General features: G+C 34.2%; 10 protein-coding genes and 3 pseudogenes. 11 read left to right on the top strand and 2 right to left on the bottom strand.

The annotated features are described in order from the left end of the window. The first annotated feature begins 1017 nt into the window (after window positions 1–1017). The 8 genes and pseudogenes from LEP1GSC049_RS2000000228240 (at window position 1018) to LEP1GSC049_RS218350 (ending at window position 6772) form a co-directional block, all read left to right on the top strand. Window positions 1018–1164 (top strand): hypothetical protein, encoded by a 147-nt coding sequence (locus tag LEP1GSC049_RS2000000228240; RefSeq protein WP_001072334.1) that lies wholly within the window; start codon window positions 1018–1020, stop codon window positions 1162–1164. A gap of 142 nt (window positions 1165–1306) precedes the next feature. After that, the gene (gene queD, locus LEP1GSC049_RS218325; protein WP_004771633.1) at window positions 1307–1687 is read left to right on the top strand and encodes a 6-carboxytetrahydropterin synthase QueD; all 381 of its coding nucleotides are present in this window, start codon (window positions 1307–1309) and stop codon (window positions 1685–1687) included. Window positions 1688–2102: 415 nt separating this feature from the next. Further along, window positions 2103–2816, top strand: coding sequence for a 7-cyano-7-deazaguanine synthase QueC (queC, locus tag LEP1GSC049_RS218330; RefSeq protein ID WP_004754864.1), 714 nt, complete (start codon window positions 2103–2105; stop codon window positions 2814–2816). Window positions 2817–2898: 82 nt separating this feature from the next. Next, window positions 2899–3183 (top strand): NAD(P) transhydrogenase subunit alpha part 2, encoded by a 285-nt coding sequence (locus LEP1GSC049_RS218335; protein ID WP_000434762.1) that lies wholly within the window; start codon window positions 2899–2901, stop codon window positions 3181–3183. 2 nt (window positions 3184–3185) lie between these two features. Next, complete coding sequence (locus LEP1GSC049_RS218340) at window positions 3186–4586, top strand: NAD(P)(+) transhydrogenase (Re/Si-specific) subunit beta (RefSeq protein WP_000127254.1); 1401 nt, start codon at window positions 3186–3188, stop codon at window positions 4584–4586. Window positions 4587–4716: 130 nt separating this feature from the next. Beyond that, window positions 4717–4830: pseudogene (locus LEP1GSC049_RS2000000227400) on the top strand (WGR domain-containing protein); the annotation flags it as partial. Window positions 4831–5098: 268 nt separating this feature from the next. Further along, window positions 5099–5602 carry a hypothetical protein gene (locus LEP1GSC049_RS218345; RefSeq protein WP_016560550.1) on the top strand — a complete coding sequence of 168 codons (504 nt, stop codon included), beginning with the start codon at window positions 5099–5101 and terminating at the stop codon, window positions 5600–5602. A gap of 585 nt (window positions 5603–6187) precedes the next feature. Next, entirely contained in the window at window positions 6188–6772 is a 585-nt protein-coding gene (locus tag LEP1GSC049_RS218350) for an imm11 family protein (protein WP_244266176.1), read from the top strand. Window positions 6773–7228: 456 nt separating this feature from the next. On the opposite strand, the gene LEP1GSC049_RS218355 is transcribed toward LEP1GSC049_RS218350, so the two are convergent. Further along, window positions 7229–8224, bottom strand: a complete 996-nt coding sequence (locus LEP1GSC049_RS218355; protein ID WP_016560618.1) for a glycerophosphodiester phosphodiesterase — start codon at window positions 8222–8224, stop codon at window positions 7229–7231. A gap of 996 nt (window positions 8225–9220) precedes the next feature. Here LEP1GSC049_RS218355 and LEP1GSC049_RS218360 point away from each other — a divergent pair. The 3 genes and pseudogenes from LEP1GSC049_RS218360 to LEP1GSC049_RS218370 form a co-directional block, all read left to right on the top strand. Next, window positions 9221–9517 (top strand): annotated as a pseudogene (locus LEP1GSC049_RS218360) (GlcG/HbpS family heme-binding protein); the annotation flags it as partial. Between the two features lie 52 nt (window positions 9518–9569). After that, a protein-coding gene (locus tag LEP1GSC049_RS2000000227395) for an IS5 family transposase (RefSeq protein WP_162833666.1) occupies window positions 9570–10366 on the top strand; the annotation gives its coding sequence in 2 pieces (ribosomal slippage) (window positions 9570–9915 and window positions 9915–10366; 798 coding nt in all). 16 nt (window positions 10367–10382) lie between these two features. Then, window positions 10383–10577, top strand: a pseudogene (locus LEP1GSC049_RS218370) (heme-binding protein); the annotation flags it as partial. 528 nt (window positions 10578–11105) lie between these two features. Here LEP1GSC049_RS218370 and LEP1GSC049_RS218375 read toward each other — a convergent pair. Next, window positions 11106–11513: a GFA family protein gene (locus LEP1GSC049_RS218375; RefSeq protein WP_004758085.1), complete on the bottom strand. Its 408-nt coding sequence runs from the start codon at window positions 11511–11513 to the stop codon at window positions 11106–11108. Between the last annotated feature and the right edge of the window lie 586 nt (window positions 11514–12099).

Raw genomic sequence — 12099 nt, 5'->3', positions numbered from 1 at the left:
ATTGCTGATGGTTGTATAACAGATTACCTAATATTTTGTGGTTAAACATAATTTTGCGATCAAGCTTTGCGATGATCAAATTTTATAAAGATCTGTAAAATCGGATCGAATCAAGATTTTTGAGTTGGGGACGTTTCAAATGAGTTCTTTTAAAGGGACATAAAGTCGATTTTTTTCTAAACGAGTCTTTAGGAATTTCTAATAAATGTAGTAGTTCTTACAAAGCCGTCATATTTAGTAATTTGCTAACTATCAAACAATTCTAATATCTTTAAATTTTCGTATGAGTTCCCACATTTTGAAGTTTTAGGAAAAATTTTTTATCTTTGTTTAAAATGTCGAATTCTAAGATATTTTTGAGATGGCTTCTATAATCCTGAGATCGAATTCGATTGTTTTATTATCCTATTTCTGATTTAAAAATGTGGGAACTCTTACATTGGAACGTAAAATCGTTCAACGTAAAAATAAATACCATAGAATATTTTTTTAAAAATAGTAGTTCCCACAGATTAAGTCTCATTTCAATTCATTAGAGTTGTTGAAAAATTAATTCTTGATCTGTTTGTATTGGATTGAATGGACAATTGAAGCAATTTTACGAATTTTCACTATGGAATTTTTCAACAACTCTATTATACTTTTTGAAAGTTTTTGGATTGTGAAAGACTGTGGTAGTTCCAACAACTTTTCAGTAAAATCTCTGTAATTTAAAATCATACTTTTTCTGATGAAGTGAGTAGTTCCCACAGATTAAAAAGTTAGAATATTCTTTTATAGGACAAAAACAGGAACCATTATTTATTTAAGAGCCTGTTTCAAAACCTCAAAGAATTTGTGTGATCATTCTTTAGAAAAATTTCTAAAGGACGATCGTTATACCTTTCGAGTTGAGATAAGAGCAAAATTTATGGCACTTATTTTTGTAGGAATTCAGTAAAACTATAAAATTTTTAGGAAGAAACCATCCTAAACTGAGTGCTTGACAATACTTCTCTTTTTAATTTCCTGGTTGGTATGAATCAGAAAACCGCAAAACTGCTAAACAAATATGCAGAACTTAAAGGTATAAGCTCTAAACAAATCAAAAGAGAATGGTTGGTTTTAAACGAGCACCAAAAAGATCAAAAAAGACAGGAAATTTTAAAAGAGCTGGTGAAATAACCTCTTTTTTTAGTCTCTTTCCATAGTTCCGGTCGACTTTGAGACTCAGCTTGTTTTCGAAATTGAATTTCCAAATAACAAAAAATTCAAAGTTACAAGTGACGTATAAGTTCTGGTTTCAATGATTATACCGGAAGGAACTATGGAAGAAATCGAACTCACAAAAGAATTTCGCTTCGACGCTGCTCACCTCCTACCCAATGTACCAGACGGTCATAAATGCAAACGACTTCATGGTCATAGTTTTCGTTTTAAACTTCATTTAAAAGGTACGATTGATCCCAAGACAGGTTGGTTGATCGATTATGCGGAAGTCAGTAAAATCGTAAAACCCTTGACCGAAAATCATCTGGATCATTATTATCTAAACGATGTTCCGGGGCTTGAGAATCCTACCTCTGAGAATATTTCTATTTGGCTTTGGAATCATCTCAAACCTCTTCTACCTTTGCTCTATAAAATTACGTTACACGAAACCTGTACAAGCGCCTGTGTTTACGAAGGCCCGAAAACGATCCGTTAGGTGAAAGACTTCGTAATTTGTTAAATTAGGGAAGTAAATGCTTAAAAAATTAAATATTAGAATTGTTGAAAAATTTTGTAGCTCAGATCAATAGAACTGTTTCGATCAAGTAGAAACTGATGAAGGATTAATTTTTTAACAACTCTATTATTTTAATGTTATTGGGATTATCTGCATTGATGTTGGGCGTAAGTAATCATTATTGCCTCTGGCAGCCATCTTACTCGTAATAGAAGCGACGGTTTATATTTTAATTCTTTATTTAAAAAAGAAAAATAATGAATGATCAAAACATAAAATACTACGTTCTTCACCTAACACAATCTATAACTTTGTTTGGATCGTTTTTCGGAGAAATCTTGGTATATTCCGGAAAAACGTTTTACATTGGCCGATCAACAGAAGAAGGACTACATTGAATTCTCAAAAGAACAGAAGTTTGAGTCGGAAGAACTTCAAAGAGAATTTGTCAAACAACAAGGCGGTTGTACTTTTATCTGGGGGATTGGATTCTACTACTTGTCTTTATCAAGCGATTGCGGACGGAAAAGAAATCCAAGCCCTTTCCTTCGATTACGGTCAAAGACATAAAATCGAATTGTCTTACGCAAAAAAGGTAACACATAAATTAGGAATTCCTCACACGATTCAAAAATTAAAACCGGAATTATTTTTAGGTTCGTCTCTTACACAAAAGTCGCTCCAGGTTCCTAAAAATTCTTTGAGAAAAGAAGAAATACCCAATACATATGTTCCGGGACGAAATATACTTTTTCTTTCCTTTGCGGTTTCTCTTGCGGAAGGAACTGGTTCGGATTCTATTTATATCGGAGTCAATTCGATGGATTATTCCGGTTATCCGGATTGTAGACCTGAGTTCATCAAAATGTTTGAAATGGCGATTCAACTTGGAACTAAAAAAGGAAGTCAAGGTCCTTCGATCAAAATTTTAACTCCTCTTCAAAATCTTTCTAAAAAAGAAATCGTTCTTCTTGGGAAACAATTGAAGGTTCCTTTTCATCTTACATTCTCTTGTTATGATCCTAAGAATGGGAAAGCATGTGGAAAATGCGACGCCTGTCTCTTGAGAAAAAAAGGTTTTCAGGAGACTGGAGTTTCTGAAAAGTGATTTCATCTGTTGACAATTTTGCCAACACTTAACCTTCCTCAGCTCTCCAAAAGGAAGGAATCTCTGTTTAGGAAAAGTTAGAATGGAACAGTTCGTAGGTTACCTGACGATCTTTTTATTAGCCGTATTTGTAGGCTTCGAGGTTATTACTAGAATTCCTCCTCTTTTGCATACTCCTCTTATGTCAGGTTCCAACGCTATTTCCGGGATCACGATCATTGGGGCGATTTTATCTCTTCATTCTGTGAATGGACCTTTGATCAATATCATTGGATTTATCGCGATGGTCGCCGCTACGATCAACGTAGTAGGTGGGTTCTTAGTAACTCATAGAATGTTAGGAATGTTCAAGAAGAAAGAAAAATAAATATGACAGCATCAATTATCAATTTAATTTACCTCCTTTCCTCGATCCTTTTTATCATAGGATTAAAACTTCTTTCTCATCCAAAAACTGCGGTGCGTGGAAACTTTGTCGGAGCGGTTGGGATGTTTTTTGCCGTTGCTGCGGCTCTTGTAGAAAAAGGTCTTGCATACGAATATATTTTGGCCGGGTTTATCGTAGGAACTGCAATTGGAGTTTATCTTTCCGTAAAAGTGGAAATGACTTCTATGCCTCAGTTGGTTGCTGCGTTGAATGGTTTTGGAGGTCTTGCATCTTTTTTAGTCGCTGGTGCGGCAATTATGGAAGTGCTTCATCAAGGGACTAATTTAGAAGTTCTTAAATCCTATCAATTTACAATTTCTACCGCTGCCTCTGGAATCATCGGTGCAGTTACTCTTACTGGTAGTTTTGTGGCTTATGGAAAACTACAAGGAATTCTTTCCGAAAAAGCGGTTCGTTATCCTGGAGATCAAATCGTAAAGGTGCTTTTCCTATTAGGTTCTTTAGTTCTAAGTTATTTCGTTGTTATTGAACCTCAAAAGATAGAATGGTATTGGTATGTAGTTGTGGTAGGTTCTATACTTGGAATTTTACTGGTTATGCCGATCGGTGGAGCCGATATGCCTGTGGTAATCGCTCTTCTGAATTCTTATTCTGGAATTGCTGCCTCTGCAACTGGGTTTGTTTTAGGTAATAACGTTCTTATTATCGCCGGGTCTCTTGTAGGTGCTTCTGGAATTATACTAACACAGATTATGTGTAAGGCGATGAATCGTTCTTTGCCTAACGTTCTTTTTGGAGGGTTGGGGGCTGCTGTAGACAACTCTAAAGGTGGAGAAGACATCTACGCCGGAAAAACGAAAAGCACTTCCGCAGAAGAAGTTGCTATGTTATTGGATATGGCCCAGAGAGTTGTCATTGTCCCAGGTTACGGAATGGCGGTTGCACAAGCTCAGCACGCTGTAAGAGATCTTTATAATATTCTAACAGACAGAGGAATTGACGTAGAATTTGCAATTCATCCGGTTGCGGGAAGAATGCCTGGTCACATGAACGTTTTACTTGCAGAGGCGGATATTCCTTATGATAAGATGAAGGAAATGGATGAGATCAATCCTTCTTTTGAACAAGTGGATGTGGTGATCATCAACGGTGCTAATGACGTTGTAAATCCTCTTGCAAAAACAGATCCGGGTAGTCCGATCGCCGGAATGCCAATTTTAGATGTGGATAAAGCTAAGACTGTAATCGTAATTAAACGAAGTTTGAGTCCTGGATTTGCGGGGGTTCCTAATCCTCTGTTTATCCAAGATAACGCTTTGATGTATTTCCAAGACGGAAAAAAAGCGACTCAAGAAATCGTTACGGCGCTCAAAGAAACCTAAAAAGTTTTCTTTCTATAACAGAATGTTTTAAGCCGGACTTTAAAAATCCGGCTTTTTTGTTTGCGAAGAACGGTTCGAAATGGATTTCGTATTTTTTCATTAAGTTGTCCGCTTGAAAAAATATTTAATTATGAAATATCATCTCACTTACAAAGACGACAAGTCGGATAAATTCTGGAACATTGAAGTATCCGCAAAATCTTTTACCGTAACTTACGGTAAAGCCGGAACAAACACAAAACCGCACATAAATTTCTAGATTTATATTTATTCTCTGGTTTTTTAAGGGATTTCATAATACATTCAAAAAAAATAATGTTATTTTTATGTATATGGATGAATTTTGATAAAGGTTTGCACAGTTATAATTTTCGAACTAAAAACAGTATATTACGTTGATAAAATTTTTCTATTCTAGATGAATTGCCATGTGAATTGAACTTTACACAATTTTGTATCGAGAAGAATGTTGTGCCCCTATCTGTACTTAAAATGCAGATAAAGGATGGATCATGAAACAACATTCACTTAAAAAACTAGGACGTTCAATTTTTGTAGTTTTATTAATGTTTCTTTTAGTGGCTTCCGATTCGTATGCGGATGAATCCGAGAAAAAAACTTATTCTACTAAAAACATAGACGTTACGGTTAAAGACAAAGACGGTTACAATCATTTTTTAGTGTTTACGAAAATCATGACGCCAGATAAGTCATACGTTGCATACAACGTAGAATTTTGGGTCAATAACTATGTATATTCCGAAATGGATACGTTTTCTCAAATTTCCTTCAAAGCGGGAAAAAAAAGTTTCAATGGAAATTTTTATAAATCGGACGTATCTTCAAATGCGCTAGTACTTTATTTTTATATGGAAGAATCAACTGTTAAAGAACTTCTTGCTAGTTCGGCGGACCGATTGAATATCTACCAAAAAAATAAAACAGTTTTTGAATATACAATTGCAACCAAGGATAATTTCAAAAAGGCTTTGAAAGAAATTACAACTGTGGAGTAGAATTGAAAATAAGGAACCTTTATAAAATGAATTTTAAAATGGCAAATGTCGTTAAATATCTGTTTTATAGAGGTTTCCTTTATGTTTCAAGTTTGTTTTAAATTTTACTAGGGAATTATTGGTAAATGGATTATATTTGTATTTCATTATTTTCTTATATTTAGTAATTTAATAAAAAATTTTAATCTACCGTGATAATCGACAAGTTTTGGAATATCAAAGTTCTCGGAAATTTGTTTACGGTAGAACGGGAACAAACACAAATGAATTCTTCGATGTGAAGAAAGTATCTCAAAGAATCAAAGAAATTATTCAGTGAGAAATTGAAGACAGTGTATGTGGAAAGAATTAGTTTTGCTATTCATGGGACAAAGTTGAATTGCGATAGGTAATTAGAGAAGAACGATAAGAAAAAAAACGCTAAAATAATTCTACAGGCACCTGATTGGAATGATCCAGCAGTTTAAGGTACATTCTTAAAAACTCTGGAAAAACATTACAAGATCATTGCCAAGTAATATAAACAACATCTCTTCAGAATCTGATTTGCGGTAAGATAGAATCAATATAAGAATGGTAATTGTTATGTATTGGTTTCTAACTGAAGATTTGAGTGATATGTCTATGAAAAACTTTCACGGACACAGTGCAAATTCCGGAAAGCGAATGTGGACAACTGGGTACAAGTTTCAAGAGCCGTTTCCCATAGAGAAATTCGAAGTTTCAACGCGACAAATCGGTTATGGGTTTCCAGATGGAGATGAAATGCCCGACTTGTTTGATTCAACGGTACCTTTAATGTCGGATCGTCTCTTGAATGCTCTGCGAGAGTTGGGGGTAGATAATATCACTTGTTATCCGGTAATCATCGTCGATAAGGAGTCAAATCGGATTTGGAATAATTATAGTGCAGTCAATGTATTGGGAAGAATAGATGCTCTTGATCGTAAGAAAACGAAGACAAAACGAAATATTAACGAAACAACAAATCCCGTTTATCTGTCTGTTGTAATCAATTCTGAAAGAATTCCCGATTTACTATGTTTTCGTCTCCATAAGGGCCCGAGAGAGCTGGTAATTCACGAGAGAATTGCAAAAAGTTTGCTTAATCAAAATTTTAAGGGATTGTTATTAATTCCAACTGAGAATTATGATCAAACAGAAATTTAGAAAATGATAATTTTCTAAATTATGAATATACCTTAAATAGGAAAGCTACTAATGAAAACTAATCTTGAAATAAAGTATTGATAAGAATTTTATTTTAGGAAATCACGGTGCTTTTTTAGATGAATTTATAGACGACAAAAAACTTAAAAATGCAGAAAGTCCATTAGAGTTGTTGAAAAATGAATTCTCCATCTGTTTCTATTCCATGGAAACGAGCAATTGAAATAGTTTTGTTAAACTGAACTATGGAATTTTTCAACAACTCTATTGATTGACGATCAGTCTATCATCCGGAAGAGAAAAATGAAAAAAATCAACCGCTACTCTATTTTATTTCTCATGAAAGTGGCAGCATAAAGGAGAGTTTTCCACATAACCTCGGCTTTCTGTATCTCAAAAACTGGTTGATTTACCTAGGATGAATGTGTTTTATTATATTTAGTTTCTATAATATATTTAATTTTTAATAGACTGTGCTAACCGATCCGGATAATCGCTGATGATCCCATCTACTCCCGCATCGATCAATTTTTTCATATCTTCCACATCGTTGACCGTCCAAGGAATCACAGATATTTTATGGGAATGGGCTTCTTGCACGAATTCTTCGGTTACGTATAAAAAGTAAGGGGAAATGATGTCTGCTTTTACTTCTAATGTTTTTTGAAGGGCTTCTAGGCGAGTTCCGTTTCCAAGTCCTAATTTCATCATGGCTCCTTGAAAATAGGTGAGGGAAAAAAGTGCGCTTGTTTTCAATTTTGGATTTATCTCTTTTACAATTGGAAGAGCTGGTAAATAGAAAGATTGAATTGTAGTTCGATCTGCAACCTTTGCATTTTCTATCGCTTGAACTAATAAATTTACGTGTTCTTTAACTTTTCCTATTGGAATTTGGGAATTACTGTCGTTCGGAAATTTTGTTTCGATGTTAAATTTTAGCTTGGTTCGATTTGGATTTTTCTTTTCGGCGTTTGCAACAAGCGTAAAAAATTCTTCGATCGTAATCAGCTCAGTTCCAGGAACTTGAATTTGTTCGGAGTATTTAGGATTTTTTTTAGCTCCACAATCAAATTGTTTCAATTCGGAAAGAGTTAGTTCGTATAACGAAGTTGATACGATTTGAGTTCCATCCTTTTTCTGACAAATTGTAGGATTGGTAAATGAATCGTGATGAATTATGATTTTATTATCTTTGGTTAGAACCGTGTCCAATTCTAAAGTAGTCATTCCGTATCGAATTGCTTCTTCAAAAGCGGGCCATGTATTTTCAGGTTTTAAACCTCTGGCACCTCGATGCCCTTGTAAATCTAAACTTCCGTTTAGAGGTTTATTGAGAATAGAAGAGCTTGAACAAAAGTTTGTTCCAAAATAAAAAATGAAAACGACTAAAGGTTTTAAGAGAAAACCAATTTTAATTTTTAAATTCATCGATTGAGAAATTCTTTTGATCATCGATTCTAGAAAAGCATTTTTTAAAAATTTTTATATTTGTTTACTTTATTGAATCAATAAATGAATTTTGTTGACTATCCCAGATAAAACATCTGTTACTTAGTGACGGCTATATAACGAAGTATTTAATTTTGTATCTAAAAGGTTGGTTCTTACTCAGAACTATATAATAAGAATGCCCAATCTTTTGTGTTGAAACATTGTTTTACAATAAAATTAACGGTACTTAACGTGAATTCGTTATAATGCGAAAGGGATCGATGAATGAACTAAAGCACAACGCTCTCCTAAGGGTCGCGTTGGAAACTCAACACAACGCTCTCTATGAATCGCGTTGTGGGTCAAGTTATTGGTACTTTATGAAAATTGAATCTGATTCTGTAGTTTCACAATAACTTGACCAGAGCTGAGAGCCCGGTCCAGCCTTTGCTTGTAAAGGCTGGATTCGCCCGGATTTTTTTACGCCGAATTTGCGTGTGCTTAGTTTTATAAAACTCAGTAATAACTACCGATTTCTATATACTATTCGAATGCATGAAAATAGCGCCAGAAAGTATGGGCGATTTTACAAAGAAGCAGAAATTCTCAAAAAATTATATCTAACTTGAAATTGTTGGTTTTTTTGTATGAGATCCCACATTTTAAGTTTTGAAAGGTAAATTTTAGATACTTTATTATGTGGCTCTGAATAGAAATTGGTAAAAAAAACTTTTAGAAATTTCTATAAAATTTAAAGCGAATCATCTTTAATCAAATTTCTGCATGAAATTTTTGTTTGGTGATCATTTCTCTAATTGAGGACTTATTTTTTAGGATCTAAAAAGAATCGTTATCAAATCAGAAAGTAATCAATTTAAGAATTAATTTTTTGAATAAAATTACGATTACTAAATTAAAAATTCATTTTATAAAAATTCTTGAAAGTAAAACCTATACTTTAATATTTTTCTGAATAGATTTTGTTCCATCGTTGTTTTACAACCTCAAGGAGAATTTATGTATCAAAAATTATGGATCATTGCCATTTGTTTTTTTATGACACTTCCTAACATGGGTCAAAACCAACCCAATTTTCCTGATTATGGAAATCCGATTCGTTTAGAAGTCGCAAAGAAGATTGTTTTTAAAGCTCAGTCAGAAGCAAAGAAAAACGGATGGAAGATGGTAATTTCTGTCGTAGATTCTGGAGGAAATTTAGTATTATTGGAAAAAATGGATGGGGCACAATTTGCTTCCATTGATATTTCCCAAGGAAAGGCTAAGTGTGCGAATAACTTTCGTAGATCGACTAAGAGCCGGTCTCAAAACTGGTTGTACTTTTGAATCGTAATTATTTACTTGTGAAATGGACAAATATTATTCAGAGATACCGGATGGACTTTGGAAACAAATAGCCCCATTGATCCCGAAAGAAAAGGTAAATCCGAAAGGAGGTCGCAATCGAGTACCAACACGATTAGTAATGGCCGGTATCATCTATCGAATGAAAACAGGCTGTCAGTGGCGTGCCATTCCGAATGAGTTTGGATCTGGCCAAACTTGTCACAGAAGATTTCAAGAATGGGAACGAGCAGGAGTATTCAAAAAGATTTATAAATCTATTTTAAAATATTATGATGTAAAGAATCAGATAGCATGGGACTGGGCTTCGATGGATTCGGCAATGGTTAAAGCTCCCAAAGGGGGAGCTTAACTGGGAAAAACCCTACAGACCGTGCCAAATTGGGGGTTAAACGGCATATTCTTACAGATGGAAATGGAATTCCTTTGGCCATAACATTGAGTGGAGCCAATGTTCATGATAAACACGCTGTAAAAGATACGTTGAATTCAATCCTGATTTTTTCCGGTAGAAGAAAAAAGAAACCAAAACATCTTTGTTTAGATAAAGGATATGATTTCAAAGATATAGAAGTTTTAATCAAAAGAAGAAACATTCAATCTCATATTCGGAAAAAAGGTGAGAAGCCTCTCATTGGTAAATATAAAGGAAAACCTAGACGATGGGTCGTTGAAAGAACTAACAGTTGGCACAATCGATTCAGGGCTATCCTAATTCGTTGGGAAAGAAAATCTGAAAATTATCTTGCATCTCTTTATCTCGCAAGCTCTATCATTGCTTTTAACTTTTTTGATAGGTAGTTTTGAGACCGGCTCTAAGACGATGGAAGAAACCGTTGCAGCAGGTGGGATTGGACTTAGAATTTTAGCTTTGCCGGGTGTTTATCCTCTTGAAGGAGGAGAATTGATTTTGATCGACGGAAAAATCGCGGGTGCAATTGGAGTTTCTGGTGGAACTTCCGTTCAGGATGGACAAGTTGCTAAAAGCGGTTTGGAGGTTCTCAAGGAATGATCAAAAATCACTCAATTGATGTTTGGTGAAATTTGAAACTTTTTCTCATAAACAACAAAAATAGATTAGATGAGTTTAATTTTGAGATTTATGGCGTAAATTTTCGGACAGATTTTAAAATTCAAATTTTTGAAAGTAACGAACCGATCATTTACCCCAAAATCTAAAAATTATGAAGACTTGATAATGGGAGTATTACTATAAAGTTTACAAACATCCAGACCGTTTCTGTGGAAACTACAGCATTTGATTAGAAATTTCTAAAAAATTATTGTTTATACTTTTTGAAACCGTTCTATTTTAAAATTTTTACAAATTCTGATTTTACAGATCTATTCTAAAAATTGTAGGAACTACTTTTAAAAAATTCTTTCTCATTTTTTACGCCAAACATATGTAAGGCGATTTTATTTGTAGAAATTACTGCAAAGATTATCAATAGAAAAGACGGATTGAATGAGATTTCCAAAACGTCCTGTTCATTTCAAAATTAATTTTAAAACTTATTCGGCTTAAATTGTAATTCGGTTAGAGGTGACGAATTTCTGAAGGTTGTGCTCTCCAGTTGTTGTGAAGCCCATCTGCGTACCAAAGAGGTGAGGTGATCAACTCTTCGAGATCCACATTATCCAGTGTAGCTAAACTTACACTGATAAATGCACCACCTAACTCCTCAAGATGACCTTTGGTGAGTATTCTCACTCCGCAATTTTTACAGAATTGATGAGTAGCACTTTTGGTGCCAAATTGATAACTTCCAAGTTCGTTTTCGCCGGTGATCAAACGGAATGCGTCCGGTTTGACCATCGAGCTCCAATTTCTTACTTTAGAACAATAAGAACAGTTGCATTTGCTTGTTCCTTTGGAAAGATCAAGATCCAGTTCGTAACGAATCTTACCACAATGACAACTTCCGTTATATTTTTTCAAACTCATATTTCATTTCCTGAATGATTCGGATTTTTTAACAAAATAGAATCAATCTATAAAATTCAAGTCCAAAAGGATTTTTAACTAGAAAGATTTTTTACAATCAAATTCTAGATTTTAAATCAGGCTGCCAAAAACTATCATATATTTTAAGTTTGTAGAACTCGGGCAATTTCTATTCTATAGAATAGAGTTGTTGAAAAATTTCATAGCGGCGATTAACAGAACTGTTTCAATCGACGATTTTATGAAACAGAGACAAAATGGAGAATTGATTTTTCAACAACTATAATATAATAATTTATTAAAGTGATTGATCAACATAGTTTAACGTGAGTTCGACGTAATAAAATTAGGGCGATCCGGCTTGCCGCAGGCAGCCGGACCAGGCTCTTAGCTTCGGTCAAGTTATTTTGAAACTACAGAATCAGATTCAATTTTCATAAAATACCAATAACTTGATCCTACAACGCGATTCATAGAAAGCGTTGTGCTTTAGTTCATTCATCGATCCCTTTCGCGTTATATCGAACTCACGTTAAATAGATAGATCCCAAAACGATCTTAAATCAAAAATCTCTGAGTTCTATGT

The organism is Leptospira kirschneri serovar Cynopteri str. 3522 CT (assembly GCF_000243695.2).
Lineage (GTDB): Bacteria > Spirochaetota > Leptospiria > Leptospirales > Leptospiraceae > Leptospira > Leptospira kirschneri.
Note: the sequence above shows the minus strand (reverse complement) of the source record. Positions and strands in the feature narration are given on the sequence as shown.